This window comes from Corticimicrobacter sp. (genome assembly GCF_040137905.1).
Lineage (GTDB): Bacteria > Pseudomonadota > Gammaproteobacteria > Burkholderiales > Burkholderiaceae_B > Corticimicrobacter.
In genome coordinates, this window is record NZ_JBEFDG010000066.1 from 90585 (window position 1) to 111358 (window position 20774).

The window sequence follows — 20774 nt, forward strand, 5'->3', positions numbered from 1 at the left end:
GGCCCCTTGCGGGGCCTGTTCGAGAGCGGCTGCTTTACAGTACCTTGCCAGGATTCATGATGCCATGCGGATCGAGCGCCTGTTTGATCTGCCGCATCAGCTTGAGTGCCAGCGGATCCTTGTATTCCAGGAAGGCATGACGCTTGAGCTGGCCGATTCCGTGCTCGGCGCTGATGCTGCCACCGTGCCTGATCACTTCGTCGTAGACTGCCTCGGTCAGGGCATCTCCCTCATCGGCAGCCCAACGGGTGGCGGCACCTTCCGGGCGAGACAGGTTGTAGTGCAGGTTGCCATCGCCGAAGTGGCCGAATACGAACAGGCGCGTACCGGGACGGGTCGCCTCGACCCGTTGGGCGGCGGATGCCATGAAGTCCGGGATCTGACCGATGGGTAGCGAGATATCGTGCTTGAGGTGCGGGCCGTCGGCGCGCTGAGCCTCCGAAATCTCTTCGCGCATGCGCCAGAATTGGGTGGTCTGCGCCAGCGACGTGGAGATCACCACATCCACGCACAGTTCCTGCTCCAGTGCTTCGCCCAGTGCCTCTTCGAGCAGTGCCGACAGGCCTGCCTCGTCGGTGGTGTCGCCCAGCTCGATCAGCACGTAGCCTGCGTAGGGCGCATCGAAGGGCGAGCGCATCTGCGGCACGTGTGTCTGCACCAGTTCCAGGCAATCGTGGGTGAAGTACTCGAAAGCCTGGATGCGCTGGCCACAACTGCGGTACAGCAGGCTGAACAGTTCCAGTGCATGTTGCGGGTTGTCGACTGCGGCCAGGGCCACGCCGCGCGCCGTGCACTGTGGTAACAGCTTGAGGACTACGCCGGTAATGATGCCCAGCGTACCCTCTGCACCGATGAACAGTTGCTTGAGGTCGTATCCGGTGTTGTCCTTGCGCAGCGTATTCAGCCCGTTCCAGATTTCACCGTCAGGCAGCACGACTTCCAGGCCCAGGACCAGATCGCGGGTCATGCCGTAGCGCACGACATTGATGCCTCCCGCATTGGTGGCGACGTTGCCACCGATCACGCAGGAGTCCTGTGCCGCCAGGCTCAGGGGCAGAAAGCGGTGTTCGGCCTCGGCGGCACGCTGCAGTTCGCCCAGAATGCAGCCGGCATCGGCCACCATGACGTTGGCCAGCGTGTCGATAGTGCGGATCTGGTTCATCCGGTCCAGGCTGATGACCACGTTGCGCGGGTCCTGATCCGGGGTGGCACCACCGCATAGCCCGGTATTGCCGCCACGGGGGGAAATGGGCGCACGCAGTTCGTGGCACAGGCGCACGCAATGCGACACTTCTTCTGTATTGCGCGGGCGCAGGACCGCCACGGCCTGACCCTGGTACATGCCGCGCCAGTCGCGCACGTAGGGCGCGATGTCGTCAGGCTGGGTCAGGAGAATGGGCGCGTCGAGTTCGGCGCTCAGGCGGGCCAGGATATCTGCGGGTGCCGGCAGCGGCGTGGAGGAATGCGACATGGCAGGCAATGATCGGTCAGAAAGACGGAAAGCGTGTGCGGGCAGGCTGTTTCGGACACTGTGCCGATACAGGAGGCAAACGACTATTTTAGCGGTTTGAACAGGGCTTTGCAGTGTTCAGGCCAGGCCCGGAATCAGGGCTGCAGCCTGCCACCCAGCCAGAATAGCCGCTCGCGTTTCAGAATGGCATGGAGATCGGTGTCTGTGCGGCCCAATGTCAGGGCATCGTCGGGGGCCTGAGCCAGTGCCGCGATGATGGCATCGGCATGCGCCGGCCAGAGGGCCTGCATCAGCATATCCGGTGTCATGGCCCGCAAGCCCAGGCGGCGCAGCTCGGAACGATTGAAATCCTTGAGGTTCCAGGTGATGATCCAGGTCAGTGTGTCCGTTGTATCAGATTGCTGTTGCAACTGATCCTGGATGTGGCGGGCGGCTGCAATGACATGCCAGTCCTTGGGGTCGCTGTAGTGCAGGCCCGATTCCCACTGCGATGGATCGGGGGTCAGGGCCTGTGGAAACTGCTGTTGCATGTCGTCCCAGGCCTGTTCCAGCACCTGCGGCTCGACCTGCCAGATACGTGTCGCGTTGCGTCGCCATTCTTCGCCGATGCGAGGGCTCCATGCCGGACGCAGGCAACCGGCATCGGCCAGCCTCAGCAGGAAGGGGCGCACGATGCCCGACATCAGTACGCAGGCATCGAGTACGCAGACAGGTGGTGTGGTCAGGGACATGGAAAGCATGGGTGCGCATCTTACAGGACTGTCGCAGGGCTGCGCTTTTCTTGCGCAGGGAACCGGCGGCGCGCATGGTTGTGTCGTTTGCGCTACATGTGCCGGGGTTGTGCCCAGGGTTGTCCACAATGGATGGGGAAAACTTCCTCTTACCGGATGGTGTGGGGGTTTTCGAAGATGTCTTCAACCGGGCGCTCGAAAAGGACGCTGATCCGGAATGCCAGATCCAGGGAAGGATCGTGCTTTCCGGTTTCCAGTGCGTTGACCGCCTGGCGCGAGACACCCAGGCGCGTCGCGACGTCGGCCTGTGTCCAGCCGGCCTCGGCGCGCAGTACTCGCAATCTGTTTTTCATGTTTCAGCGGCTTGTGCGAACAAAGGGAGACACCAGGGCGTATATGCCCCAGAACACCGGATAGATGAGCCAGCCCGGCAGGTGCGGGGCTGCTGCGTAGGTTTCCCCGAATCCCCAGGTACTCCACAGGGCCATGGTGGCACCTGCCGAGATGATGAAGTTCTTGGCAACGATGGCACGCACGTATTCGTCACTGTCTGCCATGAGCCGCAGGGTGGCCCAGATCTGGGCCGCCACGGGCAGCGCCACTGCCACTGCCAGGATCCAACCGAACGCCTGTCCGAGAATGCCGTCGAACACCCCCAGGATGGCGGCCAGATTGAGCAGCACATAGATGCCCATGAATGCGGCGGTGCGGATCATGTAGGTGCGGGTGGGCGAAGGGATGCTTGAGGTAGCGGCGCGGGTGTGCATGGCGTGACAGCCCATAGAGGAAAGAGGATATGGATGGGGAATACATGACTTTGAGTATGTCGTGTTTTCTTGTCAATAAGTAAAGTTTACCTTACATTAAGGGCTATACACACAAAGGAAGAACTCCATGCGCCTATCGACTATGCTGACAGCCATCGGACTGTCGTTCTCCCTATCCAACGCCGCCTTGGCTCAATCCGAGGTGATTGATGCCGAGAGTGTCGGACACGACCGGATTTCCGTGGTGGTCGAGGGGGAGGGGCCGGATGTCATTCTGGTACCGGGCATGGCGTCGTCGCGCGACGTCTGGTCCGGCCTGGCGGATCGTCTGCGGCAGACCCATCGGCTGCATCTCGTGCAGGTGGCCGGGTTCGCTGGAGCGCCTCCCGTTGCCGGCGGGTCCGATGGGCCTGTGGTTGCGCCGGTGGCCGAGGCCATTGCTGATTACATCGAGCAAGAGCGCCTGGACAGACCGGTCATCATCGGTCACTCGCTGGGAGGGGAGGCAGCTTTGATGCTGGGTGCCCGTCATCCTGGTCAGGTGGGCAAGTTGATGATCGTCGATGCCTTGCCTTTTTACAGCTTGTTGTTCGATCCGGCGGCTACCAGCGAGGCGGCCCGGCCGGGTGCCGAGGTGTTCCGGGCGGCCTGGCTGGCTGCAACGGATGCGCAGGCCGAAACCATGCAGGCGGCCGCGCTTGCCAGCCTTGTGCGCAATGAGGCCGCCAGGCCTGCGTTGCTTGCTGCCAGCATGCGCTCCGACCGGCAGACTGTGGCCAATGCCAGTCATGAGTTGATGACGACAGATCTGCGGGGGGAAATCAGCCGTATCGCGGTACCCGTGGAAGTGGTCTACGCCTATGACACAGCGTATGGTGTGCCGGTTGCCAGCGTCGATACAACCTTCCGTACGGCTTATGGCGAAGTGCCGGAGGTCGTTTTCAGGCGCATCGATGACAGTTTTCACTTCATCATGCTGGATCAGCCGGAGCAGTTCGAGCGTACCGTGATCGAGTTTTTGCGGTAATAAGGTTAATGGGGCTATCCGTAACCTGCGACAGCCAAACGAAAAGGGGTCTTCCGCATGGAAGACCCCTTCAAATTGGTGCGCCCGGCAGGATTCGAACCCACGACCCCTTGGTTCGTAGCCAAGTACTCTATCCAACTGAGCTACGGGCGCATTTGCTGTTGCACGAACTGCGTGTTCAGCAAAGAGGAAGAACTATAGCAGACTGATTTTTCTTTTGCAAGAGGCTTTTTGGGGGAGAGAGGGAGTTGCATGCAAGCCTGTGCGCCTGCATGGTCACATTGCTCGGGATGCCCCGGAGCCTGTTGCGTTTGAATGAAACGAAAATTTAAATTTAAAAAATAAATTTATTCTTGCAGTAGTGAAATCTGTGTGCCAGTATAAAAATCATTGGTTCACATGAACGAATTAATTTTTTTAGGTGTGATCCATATAATAAAGAAGTGGTCGTTATTTCATGAACTGCGATTCTCGATGATTTTATGGCCAATAAATAGTGAGTCGCTATTTTTCAGGAGCTGATCAATGAATAATGATATTGTCGCTGGAAAATGGAAGCAGTTGACAGGCAAGGCCAAGGCCGCATGGGGCGAGCTGACCGATGACGAGTTGACCCGAACCGAAGGCAATGCCGAGCGTCTGGTCGGGCTGGTGCAGGAGCGCTATGGCAAGACCAGGGATCAGGCAGAGAAAGAAGTGCGCGAGTTTTTCAAGCGCAATCCCTGACCGGCGGTACGTATTTGGCAGGAAGCACCCATAAACTGGCTTAACCGGGAGGTGACTGATGCTTTATTATGCTGCGGTTTTCTTCGTGATCGCAATCATTGCGGCCGTACTGGGGTTTGGCGGTATTGCTGCTGGCGCGGCAGGGATTGCCAAGATTCTGTTTTTTGTTTTTCTGGTTCTCGCCGTTCTGTCGATCCTGAGTGGCGTGCTGAGAAAGAAATAAGGCAGGCCATATCGTCAGGTGTGCGTGTGCCTGAATAATAATTACAGGTTGTCGCCAAATGCGATCAGTGCTGCAACGAAGGTTGTGGCACTGACGCCAGCCAGCCAGTAGGCACGCCTGGCCGCCCAGGCATTGTCACGGCTGAAGGCTGTGAGAAGGGCAACCAGGGACCACAGGCCACTGAAGGCGAGCAGACAAAGCGTGTAGACAAAACCGCTCAGATCGTACGACCCTCCGCCTATGGAAGGGTGTTGCGGGCTGCGAGGCCACAGCCAAGCCACCAGCGGGATGGCAACCACGGCGAAGATGACAAGCCAGACTTGAAATCGACGGTCTTTCAGCATAAGGCAAGTGATTGATCTGGCTGGTGCCCGAGACCGGAATCGAACCGGTACGACCGCAAGGCCGAGAGATTTTAAGTCTCTTGTGTCTACCAATTTCACCACTCGGGCTGATCTGGCGGAAGCGGTGAGATTCGAACTCACGAAGGGCGCAAACCCTTGCCGGTTTTCAAGACCGGTGCAATCGACCACTCTGCCACGCTTCCTTGTGTACACTCCATGGGGTCTTCATGGAAGGTTTCGTGCTCTGCGATCTTGCATCGTAGCAGCATGAAGGGCGCCATGATAATCGATTTGCAACATCCAAGGCAAAGGTCCGGCAAAAAACGGACACAGACAACACAGGAATCCGCATCATGCTGGCAATCGAAATCTCCAAACCGGGTGGCCCGGACGTACTGGTGCCTGTCGAGCGTGCCATCCCGGAGCCTGGTCCCGGGGAGGTGCTGATCCGGGTGGTGGCAGCAGGTATCAATCGACCCGATGTATTCCAGCGCATGGGCAGCTATGCGCCGCCGCCGGGGGCTTCCGATCTGCCGGGGCTCGAGGTGTCGGGCGAAATCGTGGCAGGTGATGCGCAAGCTGGCGGCTTTCGGATCGGTGATGCGGTGTGTGCCCTGACACCGGGTGGTGGTTATGCTGAATACTGCGTTGCGCCGGCCAGCAACTGCCTGCCTGTGCCGGCAGGCTTGTCGGCGGTCGATGCAGCAGGGTTGCCCGAAACCTGTTTCACGGTCTGGAGCAATGTGTTCGATCGCGGCGCGCTGGCACCGGGTGAGCGCCTGCTGGTGCATGGTGGTGCCAGCGGGATCGGTACGACGGCGGTCCAGATCGCCCATGCGCTGGGGCACGAGGTCTATGCCACGGTCGGCAGTGACGACAAGGTGCGTGCCGTCGAGGCACTGGGGGCGACACGGGGCATCAACTACCGCACGCAAGACTATGTGGATGTCGTAAAGGCGGCCACGGATGGACGTGGCGTGGATGTGATCCTGGATATGGTGGCAGGCGACTATATCAATCGCAACCTGCGCTGCATTGCCGATGATGGACGTATCGTCGTCATCGCACTGCTGGGGGGCGGCAAGGCCGAAATCAGCATGAGTCATATCCTGTTGCGTCGCATCACCCTGACCGGCTCTACCCTGCGTCCCCGCTCTGTCGAGTTCAAGGCGCAGATCGCACAGTCCTTGCGCGAACGGGTCTGGCCGCTGATCGAGCAGAAGAAGATCAGGCCGGTTGTCCATGCCACCTTTCCGTTGCGTGACGCGGCGCAGGCGCATGCGTTGATGGAGTCGAGCGGTCATACCGGGAAAATCCTGCTGACGGCTTGATGGTGCTGTTGTGTTGGGTGGTACAACACGCCGGGCGCAACACACGCTACAATAGCGGGTTTTCATGTGCGCCCAAATCGGGCCAGATCTCAGTATCCATCGAGTGAATACCACCGCAATGCGTCGCCTGGTCATAGGCAATTGGAAAATGAACGGCAGTCTGGCAGAGAATGCCCGGCTGTTGTCGGCCTTGCTTGAGCAGTCGGGTCGAGTGTCCGGTGCCGAGCTGGCTGTCTGTGTGCCCTATCCTTACCTGGCTCAGGTCGCACAGGCGCTGGATGGTCACGATGCGGCCATTGCCTGGGGTGCGCAGGATGTCAGCGTGCATGTGCGCGGTGCCTTTACTGGCGAGGTATCGGCCGACATGCTGCATGATTTCGGCGTGTGCTGGGTGCTGGTGGGGCATTCGGAACGGCGTGCCTATCATGGCGAGTCCGACGAACTGGTGGCGCTCAAGGCCGAAGTGGCGCTGGCTGCAGGCTTGATGCCGGTGGTCTGTGTGGGTGAGACCCTGCAACAGCATCAGGACGGACTGGCGCATGAAGTGATTACCCGCCAGTTGGCTCCGGTTCTTGCGTTGGGTGCCGAACGGCTGGCGCGTCTCGTGGTGGCCTACGAGCCTGTCTGGGCCATTGGCACAGGGCAGACCGCCACGCCGGAGCAGGCCCAGGAAGTGCATGCATTTATTCGTGCAACGCTGGCGGCAGCCGGCGCAGCACAGGTCAGGTTGTTGTATGGGGGCAGCGTCAAGCCAGACAACGCCGCCGGATTATTTGCCATGGAAGATATCGATGGTGCCCTGGTGGGCGGCGCATCCCTGGATGCGGATGAATTCATTGCCATTGCTGCTGCTTAAAAAAGTATTTCGGAGTCTTTTCTGATGTCATTTGCTCTCAATATCCTGATGGTCGTCCAGATCATCGCCGCGCTTTCGATCATCATCCTGGTGCTGTTGCAGCAGGGCAAGGGGGCCGACATGGGGTCTTCTTTCGGTAGTGGTTCGGCGGGCAGCCTGTTTGGTGCCACCGGGGCGGCCAATTTCCTGTCGCGCATGACAAAATGGGCTGCGGTCGTGTTCTTCTGCGCCACTGGTGGCCTGGCTTATCTGGGCTACGGCTCACGCCAGGCCGTGGACAGTGGCAGCCTGATGCAGGAGTACAGCAGCGACCGTTCCGTGCCGCAACTGCCGGGTTCCGATCCCGTGCCGGCACCTGCCACTGCCGTACCCGATGCCTCCGTGCCTGCTGCACCTGCCGCTATCGACGTACCGCAAGCGCCTGCCGCCAGCGATGTCCCGACGGCCGTGCCGGAGGCGCAGCAAGCGCCCGCTGAAACGCAGCCAGCACAGCAATAACGAGTTTGTACAAAGTCATAAATGTTGTGCTATAATTTATGACTTTCCTGATGCCGTCGTGGTGGAATTGGTAGACACGCTATCTTGAGGGGGTAGTGGCGAAAGCTGTGCGAGTTCGAGTCTCGCCGACGGCACCAAAATTTAACCTGTTGATATCCAGAATCAAAAATTATCAGATTCAACAGGTTGGGCAATGTCTGATGTTGTCCTCCGGTTTTCATTTTCAAAGTCCTCATCTCTGTTGTTCTCGTTTTCCCGGGTTGTGTGCAGACATGCTTATGTCTTGTTGCATTGGCTATTGCCATGCAATACGATGCTTTCAGCATTGCGCCGCAATGCTTTCATCATCGAGGGATTGAGTGGGAACGAAAACATGAGAAAAGCCACTATCATCATTGCGCTTGTCAGCCTGGGGGCGCTTGCGGCCTGCCAGGCACCTTCCGGTTCGCACGGCTCGCAATCGGGTACGTCCGAGTTCGATTGCATTGCAGGCACGGTAGGTGGTGCCCTAATCGGCGGCCTGCTGGGCAATACGATCGGAGGCGGCCGTGGCCGTACGGTCGCAACCGCTGCCGGCATCGGTGCCGGCGGTTATCTGGGTAACAGCATGGGGTGCCACTGATGATCAAGACCACATTCGCAAAAACGACCCGCCACGTGGCGTTATCCCTGGTCATGATGCTGCCCGTGTCGGCAATGGCGCAGTCCGGGCCCTCCTCGATGCAGTGGGATGATGCCTATTTCGTGGAAATCGATATCGATAAAGATGGCCGCATCAGCCTGGAAGAGTATGAGATCTTCATGCGTGATGCTTTCGGCAAGCTCGACAAGGATGGCAATGGTCGCCTGACCCGTGCCGAGACCGTCGAGGTGCTGACCGAAGAGCAGTTCGACTTTCTGGACAAGAACAAGGACGGTGAAATAGAGCTGGACGAGTTCATCGTGCAGGTCACGGCTGAATTCAAGCGCCAGGATCGCGATGGAGATGGGTACCTGAAGCGTCGCTGATCGCGTTGTCTGGCAGAGGCGCTGTCTTTTGCCGGGCTGTCCGACCCTGTGTTTTGCTCGTTCTCCAGAAGTCCAGTCCAGGTGGCGTCTGCCGGGAAAACCCTGTAAAGTAACGCATTCGACCACTTTTCAGGTGGTCGCCACCGATGAACCAAACAACAACATGATGGAGCCTTGTCAATGAGCAACAAGGGGCAAATCCTGCAGGATCCTTTCCTTAACACACTGCGCAAAGAGCATGTGCCTGTGTCGATCTATCTGGTCAACGGCATCAAGCTGCAGGGCCAGATCGAGTCCTTCGACCAGTACGTTGTGCTGCTGCGCAATACCGTGACCCAGATGGTCTACAAGCATGCCATCTCGACTGTCGTGCCTGCCCGCCCGGTCAATCTGCCGGTCGAGGAGTCCGAAGACTGAGTGCAGCAGCACCTTTCGGCATGGCTTGCGATGGCGCGGCAGCTTCGGCGGCTTGCGCCATTTTTTTGTTCTGGCACACAAGGCGGACTCCGCTTCGTGGATGCCAGCATGCATGATGACCTATTGCCTATCGGCAGGAACTATACGTGAAAGCGCTGATCATTAGCGTAGATATGGGGCAACCCGACTACGAGGCCCATGCTGCCGAATTCGACATGCTGGCCAGAGGGGCAGGTGCCGAAATCGTCGGGACCCTCAAGGTGCGCCGGGCGCGTCCCGATGCGGCACACTATATCGGTTCGGGCAAGCTTGAAGAGGCGGCTCTGATGGCCGAGGCTGAAGGGGCCGAAATCATTCTCTTCGATCAGTCGCTATCGCCAGCACAGCAACGCAATCTGGAGCGGGTTCTTCATCTGAGGGTGGTGGATCGAGTCACGCTGATCCTGGATATTTTTGCCCTGCGTGCGCAAAGCCACGAGGGCAAGCTGCAAGTCGAACTGGCTCAACTGCAGCATTTGTCTACAAGATTGACGCGCCTCTGGACTCACCTTGAGCGCCAGCGTGGTGGGATCGGCATGCGTGGACCGGGTGAGTCGCAGCTCGAAATGGATCGGCGCATCATCGGTGACAAGGTGCGGGCGCTCAAGGAACGGCTGGCCCGACTGGCCCGCCAGCGCAGCACGCAGCGTCGTGCCCGTGCTCGTGGCGGCGTGTTGTCCGTGTCGCTGGTGGGATATACCAATGCCGGCAAATCGACGCTGTTCAATGCACTGACACGGGCCGGTGCCTATGCGGCCGACCAGCTTTTCGCCACGCTGGATACCACGACGCGCCGGATCTGGATCGAGGGTGCGGGTGCGGTCGTGGTGTCGGATACGGTGGGTTTCATCCGGGATCTGCCGCACGCCCTGATTGCCGCGTTCCGTGCTACTCTCGAAGAGACCGTGCAGGCTGATCTGCTGCTGCACGTCATCGATGCTGCCAATCCGCAGCGCGATGAGCAGATCATGGAAGTAGACAAAGTGCTGGAGGAAATCGGTGCGGCCGATACCCCTCGCATCCTTGTGTATAACAAAATCGACCGGGCTGGTATTTCGCCCCGGATAGAACGTCACGAGCATGGTACGATTGCGCGGGTATTCGTCAGCGCCGCAGAGCGCTCGGGACTCGACCTGCTGCGCAGCGCCATCGCCGAGGCGGCTCAACCTATCGGAAACAATGCGTTCAATCACCAAACTCTTCAATCTGAATGACCCGGGCTGGGGCCGGGGGAGCCAAAACAACGGATCCAAGCCGGGTTCGGAGCCTCCTCGCAAACCGCAGCGTGATAACGAACCCCCGGATCTCGACGAGGTCTGGCGAGATTTCAATGACAAGCTCGGCTCGCTGTTCGGACGCAAGAAACGCAACGGCGGCGGTGGCGGTTTCGGGGGCAATGGCGGCAACGGTCCGCAGATGCCTTCGCCGCGTGCCACCCGCATCGGCGCGGGCGTGGTCGTTGTGGGCGCGCTGGGCCTGTGGCTGGCCAGTGGCTTCTATATCGTCCAGGAAGGTCAGGTGGCCGTCGTCACCCAGTTCGGCCAGTACGAAAAAACCGTTGGGCCTGGTTTCCAATGGCGCATTCCGTACCCGATCCAGCAGGAAGAACTGGTCAATATTTCGCAGTTGCGCACCTTCGAAGTCGGCTTTCGCGGTAGCTCCCGCAACAAGGTGCTGCCCGAGGCCATGATGCTGACCGACGACGAAAACATCGTCGACATGCAGTTCGTGGTGCAGTACCGTCTGCGTGCCGATGGTGCGCCTGATTACCTGTTCAAGACCAGCAATCCCGATGAGTCGGTGCGTCAGGCATCCGAGACGGCCATGCGTGAGGTCGTTGGCAAGAAGCACATGGACTTCGTCCTGTATGAAGGCCGTACCGAAGTTGCCGGCGAAGTGCAGGCGCTGATGCAGAGCATTCTCGACCGTTACAAGACGGGCATCGAGGTCAGCACCGTGGCCATCCAGAACGTGCAACCGCCCGAGGCTGTGCAGGCTGCATTCGACGACGCCGTCAAGGCAGGTCAGGATCGCGAGCGCCAGATCAACGAAGGTCAGGCCTACGCCAACAAGGTCATCCCGCTGGCTGCCGGCCAGGCCTCGCGCATGCTGGAGCAGGCCGAAGGTTATCGTGCCCGTGTCGTTGGCGATGCTCGCGGTGACGCCGCACGCTTCAACAGCATCGTGGCCGAGTACCAGAAGTCGCCGCAGGTGCTGCGTGATCGCATGTACCTCGAAACCATGGAAGATATCTTTGGTCGCGTCAGCAAGGTCATGGTCGATACCAAGGATGGCAACAACATGATCTATCTGCCGCTGGACAAGATCATCCAGCAGGCCAGCAGGTCCAATACGGATGCCGGGCAGGATGCTGCCGCAGGCAATTCCGGTCCGGCAGGTGCGGCTCCGGCCGCAGCGGCAGCGCAGGCTGCCCCGCAACCCGCCAGCGTCCCGTCGCGCCCCGCACCCAGCGGTTTCGGCGATGTCGGCGGCCTGACGCGCGACCGTTTTTCCCGTTGATTGGAGCCTGATCATGCATCGTCTTGTGCCTATCGTCGTTGGCCTGCTGATTGCTGTGGCGGCCTTTTCTTCCATGACCTTCATCGTGCGCGAGCGCGACTACGCCCTGGTGTTCGCACTGGGTGAGGTGCGCCGTGTCATCGACAAGCCCGGCCTGTATTTCAAGCTGCCGCCGCCGTTCCAGAATGTGGTTCTGCTGGACAAGCGGGTGCTCAGCATCGAGAGTCCGGATGCCGAGCGTATCCAGACTTCCGAAAAGAAGAATCTGCTGATCGATTCCTATATCAAGTGGCGAATCGCGGATCCGCAGAAGTATTACGTGACTTTCGGTGCCACCGATCGTGCTGCGCAAGAGCGCCTGCTGGCGCAGATCCGCGATGCGCTCAACGCTTCGGTCAACGTGCGTACCGTCAACGACGTCGTATCCAAGGAACGCGACAAGATCATGAGTGAAGTGCTCAGCAACGTGGCACGTCGTGTTGCGCCACTGGGTGTCGAAGTGGTTGATGTGCGCCTCAAGCGGATCGAGTTCGCGCCCGAGATTTCCGAGTCGGTCTACAACCGGATGATGGCAGAGCGTACCCAGGCTGCCAATAATCTGCGTTCGGTCGGTGCGGCGGAAAGCGAACGCATCCGCGCCAATGCGGATCGCCAGCGCGACGAAATCGTGGCCGATGCCTATGCCAAGGCCCAGGCCGTTCACGGTGAGGGTGATGCCGAGGCGGCAGGTATCTATGCCGAGGCATTCGAGAAGGATCCCGAGTTCTATCGTTTCTACAAGAGCCTGGATTCCTACAAGCAAGCCTTCAAGGATGAGTCCGATGTGCTGGTGGTCGATCCCAGTTCCGACTTCTTCCGCTTCCTCAAGTCTGCCGAGGGTACGCCCCAGCAACAGTGATGTGGCATGAGGAGGACAGTCCGGGCCTGATTTCGGCCCGCTGTTTCCTCCGGGCTTTCGCGTTTTGTCAGAACATGTACAATACCGCGTAAGCTAGATATATCTTGATATCTATTTCGCAGGCGGCTCGCCGGGCTTACGTCCCCGAGCCGCTTTTTATTTGTCCGTACCCGGCGTGCAGCAAATGCCGGGCAGGACCGTTCACCAACGTATTGCGAAGTTATGAAGGGTAATTGGCTGCTGCCAGAACAACTGGCGGATATTTTGCCTGCCGAGGCCAGGCGGATCGAAGAGCTCCGGCGTGTCATGCTGGATCTTTACCGCACCTACGGCTACGAGCTGGTCGCGCCACCACTGGTCGAGTACATCGACTCCCTGCTGTCCGGCGCGGGCACCGATCTCAACCTGCGCACCTGCAAACTGGTGGATCAGGCGTCGGGTCGTACGCTGGGCGTGCGTGCCGACATGACTCCCCAGGTGGCGCGCATCGATGCGCACTTGCTCAATCGCAGCGGGGTGGGACGCTTCTGTTATTGCGGCAGTGTTTTCCATGCACGTCCCGTCGGCTTGCTGGATCGTCGCGAACTTTTGCAACTGGGGGCCGAGATCTACGGTCATGCCGGCCTGGAAGCCGACCTGGAAATCCTGCGACTGGTCATGGAAAGCATGCGGCTGGCCAATGTCGGCACCATGCGCCTTGATCTCAGCCATCCGGGTGTGGTCGGGGCGATCCTGGCAACCGATCCGGGGGCAGCCGCCCAGGCAGACGAGATTCATCGCCTGCTGAGCGAAAAGAATATTCCCGCACTGCTGGCCCTGGCCGGGCAGGGCGATGCGCCACGCGACGAAACCCTGGCGGCGCTGCGCACGCTGGCAATGCTGTACGGCACGCCTGCCGATGTACTGGCAGAGGCGCGCCAGGCGCTGCCGCCGTTGCCTGGCATTGTGCGTGCGCTGGATGACCTCCAGGCGCTGGTACGGGCCTTGCCGGATATCGATATCAGCCTGGATCTGGCCGATGTCGGTGGCTATGGCTATTACTCGGGCGTCATGTTCTCGCTGTATGCCGAGGGCTGGCATGATGCCCTGGTACGGGGCGGCCGCTACGACAATATCGGTGCGGCCTTTGGTCGGGCGCGTCCTGCGACCGGTTTCAGTTTCGATCTGCGCAAGGTGGCGGCAGGCTTGCCCCCGGCCCGGCGCAGTGGTGCCATCTCAGCTCCCTGGAGCGAGGATCCGGCGCTTGCGTTGCGGATGCAGGAATTGCGTCGGCAGGGCGAGATCGTGATCCAGTTGCTGCCGGGCCATGTCCACGATCAGGAAGAGTTTTTCTTTGATCGTGAACTGGTGCGGCAGGATGGCGCATGGGTGCTGCGTCAGCTGTAAGGCGTGCAGTTTTATCTTGAACTTCCCGTCTCGTGCGGGTGGCCGCAGCTTGTGGCCGAAACTTTTTCATGTGATCGGATATGAGCAAAAACGTTGTTGTGATTGGCACCCAGTGGGGTGACGAAGGCAAGGGCAAGATCGTCGACTGGCTGGCGGAGTCCGTGCGCGGTGTAGTGCGTTTCCAGGGGGGGCACAATGCCGGCCATACGCTGTGGATCGGCGGCAAGAAAACCATCCTGCGCCTGATTCCGTCGGGCATCATGCATCCTGATGTCACCTGCTATATCGGCAATGGCGTGGTGCTGTCGCCCGAGGCACTGCTCAAGGAAATCGAAGAACTGGAAGCGGCTGGCCTGGACGTGCGTTCGCGCCTGCTGATCTCCGAGGCTTGCCCGCTGATCCTGCCGTACCATGTGGCCGTCGATCAGGCGCGTGAGCGTCGCAAGGGCGAGGGCAAGATCGGCACTACCGGCCGCGGCATCGGCCCGGCCTATGAAGACAAGGTGGCCCGTCGTGCCATTCGTGTGCAGGATCTGTACGACGTCGAAGCCTTCCGGGCCAAGCTCGACGAAGCGCTCGACTACCATAACTTCGTGCTGACCCAATATCTGGGTGCCGAGGCAGTTGATGCGCAGCAGGTGTTTGACCAGGCGCAGGCGCTGGCTGCCGTGATCAGACCGATGGTGGGCGATGTCTCGCGTGCGCTGTATGCGGCACAGCAAGCCAACCAGAATCTGCTGTTCGAAGGTGCTCAGGGCGCGCTGCTCGATATCGATCACGGTACCTATCCCTACGTGACCAGCAGCAACTGCGTGGCAGGTGCTGCATCCGCAGGTGCCGGTGTCGGCCCCAATGCGCTCAACTATGTGCTGGGTATCACCAAGGCCTACGCTACCCGCGTGGGCTCGGGTCCGTTCCCGACGGAACTGAACGATGATATCGGCGCGCGACTGGCCGATGTCGGCAAGGAGTTCGGCTCGGTGACCGGTCGTCCGCGTCGCTGTGGCTGGTTCGATGCGGCGGCACTGCGCCGTTCGGTGCAGCTCAATGGCATTTCCGGCCTGTGCCTGACCAAGCTGGATGTGCTCGACGGTTTGGAAACCATCCAGTTTGGTGTCGGCTATCGCCTGGATGGCGAGTTCCGCGATGTGCTGCCCTATGGTGCAGCCGCCGTGGCACGTGCCGAACCGGTGCTCGAGGAACTGCCGGGCTGGTCGGAATCCACCGTCGGCATCACCGAATACGATAAACTGCCGGTCAACGCGCGGCGCTACCTGGAACGTATTGCCGAAGTGTGCGGCGTGCCCATCGATCTGGTGTCCACCGGTCCCGATCGGCTCGAAACCATCGTGCTGCGCCATCCGTTCAAGGGTTGAATTGAATCATGACTCAAAATCCGAAAAGCACCGATACTGATGTCTGGGTCAGCTGGGAAGACTACAACCGCCTGATCGAGCGACTGGCGCTGCAGGTCTATGAATCCGGCTGGGCGTTCGACAAGATCATCTGCCTGGCGCGCGGCGGCGTGCGCGTGGGTGATGTGATGTCACGCATTTTCGATGTGCCGCTGGGCATCCTGGCCACCAGCAGCTATCGCGAGGCCGCCGGTACACAGCAGGGACGCCTCGATATCGCCCGCTACATCACGATCACTGACGGTACCCTCGATGGTCGTGTGTTGCTGGTCGATGACATGGTCGATACCGGCCATACCTTCAACAAGGTGCGCGAACACCTGCGCGAGCAGTTTCCCGCCATCACCGAGCTGAAGAGCGCCGTACTGTGGTGGAAAGGCCACTCCAAGGCCATTCCCGACTATTTTGTCGACAAACTGCCGACGAATCCCTGGATTCATCAGCCTTTCGAGGTATATGATGGCCTGCGCCCGCACCAGCTCAGCCCCTGGCTGCGCAAGGGCGGATTCGAGGCAGCATGATGCAGGCGCGCCGTATGGTCGGCGCGCATTGTGCTTTATGCTACGACCGTGCTAGAATGCACAGTTGATTCCAAGCTATATTTAGTCAATCAAAGATCACAAGACCATCCATGCCTATCGTTCGCCTGAAAGAAAACGAGCCGTTTGAAGCCGCACTGCGTCGCTTCAAGCGCACCATCGAAAAAACCGGCCTGCTGACCGAACTGCGCGCACGCGAGTTCTACGAGAAGCCCACGGCCGAGCGCAAGCGCAAGCACGCTGCCGCTGTCAAGCGCCACTACAAGCGCATCCGCAGCCAGCAACTGCCCCCGCGCCTGTACTGATTTTCTTTTCAGGCCACCTCGGGCACCTTAGGGTGCCCTTGTTTATGGCCTGGGGATGGTGCCCGCATTGATCCCCGATTCATACGTACAAGATCTGCTTGCCCGCGTCGACATCGTCGACGTGGTTGGCAAGTATGTCCAGCTCAGGAAGGCCGGGGTCAACCTGCTTGGCCTCTGTCCCTTCCACAACGAAAAAAGCCCCTCGTTCACGGTCAGCCCGTCCAAGCAGTTCTATCACTGTTTTGGTTGCGGCGCACATGGCACGGCCATCGGTTTCCTGATCGAGCATACCGGTGCCAGCTTTCCCGAGGCCGTGCGCAATCTGTCGGCCACGGTGGGCATGCGCGTGCCCGAAGAGCCGCGCAACCCTCGTCAGATGGCGGCAGATCGCGAGCGCCGTGCAGAACGCTCGCTCCATGAGCAGGCGCTGGAAAGTGCCCAGCAGTTTTATCTCAAATCGCTCCGAGCCTCTCCCGATGCCATTGCCTATCTCAAGAAGCGCGGCCTGACCGGGCAGGTCGCCCAGCGTTTCGGGCTGGGCTGGTCAGGGGAAGAGCGCCAGGGCCTGATGCGCGTGTTTGCCGATTACCAGGCCGCCTCGCTGGTCGAGACCGGGTTGGTGATCGAATCGGAGGATGGCCGGCGCTATGACCGCTTCCGTGAACGCATCATGTTCCCGATCCGCAATGGGCGAGGGGTGTTGATTGGCTTCGGCGGGCGCCTGATCCGACCTGGCGAGCCGAAGTATCTCAATTCGCCCGAGACTCCGCTGTTTTCCAAGGGGCACGAACTATACGGTCTCTGGGAGGCCCGGCAGGGTATCCGCAAGGAAGGCCAGGTGATCGTGGTCGAGGGCTACATGGATGTGGTCGGCCTGGCTCAGCATGGCCTCGAGAATGCCGTGGCGACATTGGGCACGGCCACGACCGAGCATCATGTGCAGAAACTGATGCGGGCCAGCGAACGCATCGTGTTCAGCTTCGATGGAGACCGTGCCGGCCGCAAGGCAGCCTGGCGTGCCCTGCAGGCATGTCTGCCGCTGTTGCGCGACGATGTTTCGATCCGCTTCCTGTTTTTGCCTGCCGAGCACGATCCGGACTCCTATATTCGTGATCTGGGCCTGGAGGCTTTTCGTGCCTGCCTGGGAGAGGCGGTGGCCTTGTCGCGCTTTTTGCTCGACGAGCTGTCTTCCCGGCATGACCTGCGCGAAGCCGAAGGGCGCTCGGCCTGCGTGCACGAAGCCCGTCCGCTGTTTGCCATGATGCCCGAAGGCGTGCTGAAGATGCAGTTGCAGCGCGACCTGGCCGAACGAGTCAAGTTCACACCGGAAGAGTTGGCTGCCGTTATGGGTGGGGCACCCTCGGCGACATCGCCTGCTGGCGGGCGTGCCCACGGTGCGTCTGGTACGGGGGCCGGGGCGTCGCATGAATCATCTGTCGCACATGTCCCTGATGGTATGGGGCATTGGATGCCCGACGATCATCTGGTTCCCTATGAGCAGGACGAGGGTGGGCAGGTCTGGTATCCGGAGTTCGATGTACCCGATCAGGGCGGGGCATTCGATGGCGCACAGTCGGCAGGCATGCCGCCGCAGGCCAGGCATCTGCAGGGGCAGTCCGCGGGCTGGAAGGCGAGCGGCGGCAACAAGGCGGGCTGGCAAGGCAAAGGTGACTGGAAAGGGAAGAAGGGCGACTGGAAGGGCAAGGGCGGCAAACCGGGCTGGCGCGATGAGGACCGGGGACCGGTGCGCAACGAGCCCAAGGTCGTGCCTTCGCTCGCCAAGCGCCTGCTGCGATTGCTGATGGTGCATCCCGGGCTGGTCGAGGGGATGGGGGAGCAGCAGATTGAAATGCTGGCACAAATCCCCAGATTCGATCTGGTAGTCGAGTTGATTGCATTGGCGAAATCCTCGGGGGCACAGCACGTCGGTGCGCTCAAGCACGCAGTCTCTCCCGGCTCGGATCTCGAGGCCATGTTGCGTGGCATGGAAGCCGAGGCGCTGGTCCAGGAGGAACTGCCCAATCCGCAGGCCGAATGGGATGATGCGCTGCGTCGGGCGGAGATGGATTCGATCCGTGTGCAGCAGGCGGCTTTGGCGCAGGCGGGGTTGCCTGATGAGGCCTCGCGCCAGCAGTACAAGGATCTTTCCATGCGACTGCTGCTGTTGACGCGCACCTAAGTTGAAGTTTCATCTTGTTTCATGTGTTTGGGGAACTTTCTGTTTTATTCATTGGTCTAATTACGTCACACACCCCCAAAGTATCCCCCTTTCTTCTCCCGTAGCAGCCCTTTCAGGGCTGTAGGCATATATATGACAAAAATCACGATCAAGAAAAAAGTCTCTACCCCGAAGACCGACGCCGCTGCCAAGCCGGCCGAGGCCGAGGTCGCGGCAGCAACGCCCGCCGCACCCAAGGTCCGGCGTGTGGTGCGCAAGTCGGCAGATGCAGCAGCGCCCGAAGCGGCTGCGCCCAAGATCGTGCGCAAGGTGGCCAAAGCGGCCAAGCCGCAGGACGAGTCAGCAGTGGATACCGATGATGACGTCAAGCCCAAGGCTCGCAAGTCGTCCAAGGCTGTGCCGTCGGGCCGCAAGCCTGGTCGCCCTGCACGTCACAATAACGATGTCGATTTCGATGACGGCGACAATGAGTCGGATGAAATCCTGCCCGACCTGAAGCCGCCCAAGCGGGGCAAGCGGGGCAAGGGAGATGCCAAGGATCTGATTGCACGTGGTCCTGTGACGCCAGAAGAATATGAAGCCCGTCGCAACCGTCTCAAGCAACTGATCAAGCTGGGCAAGGATCGCGGCTATCTCACCTATGGCGAGATCAATGATCACCTGCCCGACGATCTGGTCGACGCCGAGGCCATCGACGGTATCATCAGCACGTTCAGTGACATGGGGATTGCGGTCTATGACCAGGCCCCCGATGCCGAAACCCTGCTGATGAGCGAGAACGCACCGGTTGCGTCCAGCGACGACGATGTCGAGGATGAGGCCGATGCCGCCCTGACCACGGTGGATTCGGATTTTGGCCGTACCACCGACCCGGTTCGCATGTACATGCGTGAAATGGGCTCGGTCGAGCTGCTGACCCGCGAAGGCGAAATCGAAATCGCCAAGCGTATCGAGGATGGTCTCAAGCACATGGTGATGGCGATCTCGGCGTGTCCGACCACCATCAACGCGATTCTCGAGCACATCGAGAAGGTCAAGGCTGGCGACATGCAGATCGACGAGATCGTCGATGGCCTGATCGATACCGACGACGGCACCGAATATGCCGGTTCGGGTGCGCGCGGCGGTGCCGACGAAGATGGCCCGGCCGGTGGCATGAGCAGCAAGCAGCTTGAAGAACTGCGCGTGATGGGCCTGGCCAAGTTCGACCAGATCGCCCAGTGGTTCGACAAGATGCGTCAGGCCTATGAAAACGATGGCTACAAGTCGCCGACTTATACCCAGTCCCAGGAAGCCATCCTGCAGGAAATGATGGGCGTACGCCTGACCGCCAAGATGGTGGAGCGCCTGGCTGACACGCTGCGTGCCCAGGTCGATGAAGTGCGCGAGCTCGAACGTGCCGTGCTCAAGGCGTGTGTGGATCGCGCCGGCATGCCGCGCAGCCATTTCATCAAGGTGTTTCCCGGCAACGAAACCAACCTGCAATGGGCACTCGACGAGATCGCGGCAGGCCATGCCTACTCGGGCACGCTGGAGCGCCAGTTGCCCGACGTGCAGGAACTGCAGCAGAAGCTGATCGACATGCAGACGCGCGTGGTGCTGCCGCTCAAGGAGCTCAAGGACGTCAACAAGCGCATGGCCACCGGCGAGGCCAAGGCCCGCAAGGCCAAGCGCGAAATGACCGAGGCCAACCTGCGTCTGGTGATCTCGATTGCCAAGAAGTACACCAATCGCGGCCTGCAGTTCCTCGACCTGATCCAGGAAGGCAACATCGGCCTGATGAAGGCGGTGGACAAGTTCGAATACCGCCGCGGCTACAAGTTCTCGACCTATGCCACCTGGTGGATCCGTCAGGCGATCACTCGCTCGATCGCCGACCAGGCCCGCACCATCCGTATTCCGGTGCACATGATCGAGACGATCAACAAGCTCAACCGTATTTCCCGGCAGATGTTGCAGGAAATGGGTCGCGAACCGACCCCGGAAGAGCTGGGTGAACGCATGGAAATGCCCGAGGATAAAATCCGCAAGGTATTGAAGATCGCGAAAGAGCCGATCTCCATGGAAACCCCGATCGGTGACGACGAAGATTCG

The 20774-nt window shown here is 60.1% G+C and carries 23 protein-coding genes and 4 tRNA genes; 19 read left to right on the forward strand and 8 right to left on the reverse strand.

Annotated features, from left to right (window positions below):
* Positions 1 to 34: 34 nt before the first annotated feature.
* The 4 genes from ABN482_RS11095 to ABN482_RS11110 form a co-directional block, all read right to left on the reverse strand.
* Positions 35 to 1471: an FAD-binding oxidoreductase gene (locus tag ABN482_RS11095; protein ID WP_349504048.1), complete on the reverse strand. Its 1437-nt coding sequence runs from the start codon at positions 1469 to 1471 to the stop codon at positions 35 to 37.
* A 134-nt stretch (positions 1472 to 1605) separates the two neighbouring features.
* A complete protein-coding gene (locus ABN482_RS11100; protein WP_349504049.1) occupies positions 1606 to 2211 on the reverse strand; it encodes a PIN domain-containing protein in 606 nt (201 codons plus the stop codon).
* Positions 2212 to 2351: 140 nt separating this feature from the next.
* Positions 2352 to 2555: a helix-turn-helix transcriptional regulator gene (locus ABN482_RS11105; RefSeq protein ID WP_349504050.1), complete on the reverse strand. Its 204-nt coding sequence runs from the start codon at positions 2553 to 2555 to the stop codon at positions 2352 to 2354.
* A 3-nt stretch (positions 2556 to 2558) separates the two neighbouring features.
* Positions 2559 to 2969, reverse strand: coding sequence for a hypothetical protein (locus ABN482_RS11110; RefSeq protein WP_349504051.1), 411 nt, complete (start codon positions 2967 to 2969; stop codon positions 2559 to 2561).
* Positions 2970 to 3096: 127 nt separating this feature from the next.
* Between ABN482_RS11110 and ABN482_RS11115 the strand changes: the two genes are divergently transcribed.
* Complete coding sequence (locus ABN482_RS11115; RefSeq protein ID WP_349504052.1) at positions 3097 to 3996, forward strand: alpha/beta fold hydrolase; 900 nt, start codon at positions 3097 to 3099, stop codon at positions 3994 to 3996.
* A gap of 76 nt (positions 3997 to 4072) precedes the next feature.
* Here ABN482_RS11115 and ABN482_RS11120 read toward each other — a convergent pair.
* Positions 4073 to 4149: transfer RNA gene (locus ABN482_RS11120), tRNA-Arg, on the reverse strand.
* Positions 4150 to 4521: 372 nt separating this feature from the next.
* Between ABN482_RS11120 and ABN482_RS11125 the strand changes: the two genes are divergently transcribed.
* Entirely contained in the window at positions 4522 to 4722 is a 201-nt protein-coding gene (locus tag ABN482_RS11125) for a CsbD family protein (RefSeq protein WP_349504053.1), read from the forward strand.
* Positions 4723 to 4780: 58 nt separating this feature from the next.
* The gene (locus tag ABN482_RS11130) at positions 4781 to 4945 is read left to right on the forward strand and encodes a DUF1328 domain-containing protein (protein WP_349504054.1); all 165 of its coding nucleotides are present in this window, start codon (positions 4781 to 4783) and stop codon (positions 4943 to 4945) included.
* Positions 4946 to 4986: 41 nt separating this feature from the next.
* Here the strand turns inward: ABN482_RS11130 and ABN482_RS11135 are convergent, their stop codons facing one another.
* From ABN482_RS11135 to ABN482_RS11145, 3 genes are all read right to left on the reverse strand, one after another.
* Entirely contained in the window at positions 4987 to 5289 is a 303-nt protein-coding gene (locus ABN482_RS11135; RefSeq protein ID WP_349504055.1) for a hypothetical protein, read from the reverse strand.
* Positions 5290 to 5310: 21 nt separating this feature from the next.
* A tRNA-Leu gene (locus ABN482_RS11140) sits at positions 5311 to 5397 on the reverse strand.
* 5 nt (positions 5398 to 5402) lie between these two features.
* A tRNA-Ser gene (locus tag ABN482_RS11145) sits at positions 5403 to 5492 on the reverse strand.
* 150 nt (positions 5493 to 5642) lie between these two features.
* Here ABN482_RS11145 and ABN482_RS11150 point away from each other — a divergent pair.
* From ABN482_RS11150 to rpoD, 16 genes are all read left to right on the forward strand, one after another.
* Positions 5643 to 6620 carry an NAD(P)H-quinone oxidoreductase gene (locus ABN482_RS11150; RefSeq protein WP_349504056.1) on the forward strand — a complete coding sequence of 326 codons (978 nt, stop codon included), beginning with the start codon at positions 5643 to 5645 and terminating at the stop codon, positions 6618 to 6620.
* A 64-nt stretch (positions 6621 to 6684) separates the two neighbouring features.
* Positions 6685 to 7476 carry a triose-phosphate isomerase gene (gene tpiA / locus ABN482_RS11155; protein ID WP_349504057.1) on the forward strand — a complete coding sequence of 264 codons (792 nt, stop codon included), beginning with the start codon at positions 6685 to 6687 and terminating at the stop codon, positions 7474 to 7476.
* Positions 7477 to 7500: 24 nt separating this feature from the next.
* The gene (gene secG / locus ABN482_RS11160) at positions 7501 to 7974 is read left to right on the forward strand and encodes a preprotein translocase subunit SecG (RefSeq protein WP_349504058.1); all 474 of its coding nucleotides are present in this window, start codon (positions 7501 to 7503) and stop codon (positions 7972 to 7974) included.
* Between the two features lie 52 nt (positions 7975 to 8026).
* A tRNA-Leu gene (locus ABN482_RS11165) sits at positions 8027 to 8111 on the forward strand.
* Between the two features lie 236 nt (positions 8112 to 8347).
* Positions 8348 to 8596, forward strand: a complete 249-nt coding sequence (locus ABN482_RS11170; protein ID WP_349504059.1) for a glycine zipper 2TM domain-containing protein — start codon at positions 8348 to 8350, stop codon at positions 8594 to 8596.
* Positions 8596 to 8982, forward strand: a complete 387-nt coding sequence (locus ABN482_RS11175; RefSeq protein WP_349504060.1) for an EF-hand domain-containing protein — start codon at positions 8596 to 8598, stop codon at positions 8980 to 8982. Before ABN482_RS11170 ends, ABN482_RS11175 begins: the two co-directional genes overlap by 1 nt.
* A 180-nt stretch (positions 8983 to 9162) precedes the next feature.
* Positions 9163 to 9399 (forward strand): RNA chaperone Hfq, encoded by a 237-nt coding sequence (hfq, locus tag ABN482_RS11180; protein ID WP_109060241.1) that lies wholly within the window; start codon positions 9163 to 9165, stop codon positions 9397 to 9399.
* 146 nt (positions 9400 to 9545) lie between these two features.
* Positions 9546 to 10652, forward strand: a complete 1107-nt coding sequence (hflX, locus tag ABN482_RS11185) for a GTPase HflX (RefSeq protein WP_349504061.1) — start codon at positions 9546 to 9548, stop codon at positions 10650 to 10652.
* A complete protein-coding gene (gene hflK / locus ABN482_RS11190) occupies positions 10618 to 11958 on the forward strand; it encodes an FtsH protease activity modulator HflK (protein ID WP_349504062.1) in 1341 nt (446 codons plus the stop codon). The genes hflX and hflK overlap by 35 nt, the downstream gene beginning before the upstream one ends.
* 13 nt (positions 11959 to 11971) lie before the next feature.
* Positions 11972 to 12856, forward strand: a complete 885-nt coding sequence (hflC, locus tag ABN482_RS11195; protein WP_349504063.1) for a protease modulator HflC — start codon at positions 11972 to 11974, stop codon at positions 12854 to 12856.
* 222 nt (positions 12857 to 13078) lie between these two features.
* Positions 13079 to 14242 carry an ATP phosphoribosyltransferase regulatory subunit gene (locus ABN482_RS11200; RefSeq protein WP_349504064.1) on the forward strand — a complete coding sequence of 388 codons (1164 nt, stop codon included), beginning with the start codon at positions 13079 to 13081 and terminating at the stop codon, positions 14240 to 14242.
* Positions 14243 to 14322: 80 nt separating this feature from the next.
* Positions 14323 to 15618: an adenylosuccinate synthase gene (locus ABN482_RS11205; RefSeq protein ID WP_349504065.1), complete on the forward strand. Its 1296-nt coding sequence runs from the start codon at positions 14323 to 14325 to the stop codon at positions 15616 to 15618.
* Between the two features lie 8 nt (positions 15619 to 15626).
* Positions 15627 to 16178: a phosphoribosyltransferase gene (locus tag ABN482_RS11210; RefSeq protein ID WP_109060247.1), complete on the forward strand. Its 552-nt coding sequence runs from the start codon at positions 15627 to 15629 to the stop codon at positions 16176 to 16178.
* Between the two features lie 110 nt (positions 16179 to 16288).
* Complete coding sequence (gene rpsU, locus ABN482_RS11215; RefSeq protein ID WP_066130597.1) at positions 16289 to 16501, forward strand: 30S ribosomal protein S21; 213 nt, start codon at positions 16289 to 16291, stop codon at positions 16499 to 16501.
* A gap of 67 nt (positions 16502 to 16568) precedes the next feature.
* Positions 16569 to 18680: a DNA primase gene (gene dnaG / locus ABN482_RS11220; RefSeq protein ID WP_349504066.1), complete on the forward strand. Its 2112-nt coding sequence runs from the start codon at positions 16569 to 16571 to the stop codon at positions 18678 to 18680.
* A 132-nt stretch (positions 18681 to 18812) separates the two neighbouring features.
* Positions 18813 to 20774 (forward strand): RNA polymerase sigma factor RpoD (gene rpoD, locus ABN482_RS11225; protein WP_349504067.1); only part of this gene is annotated, 1962 nt, incomplete at its 3' end.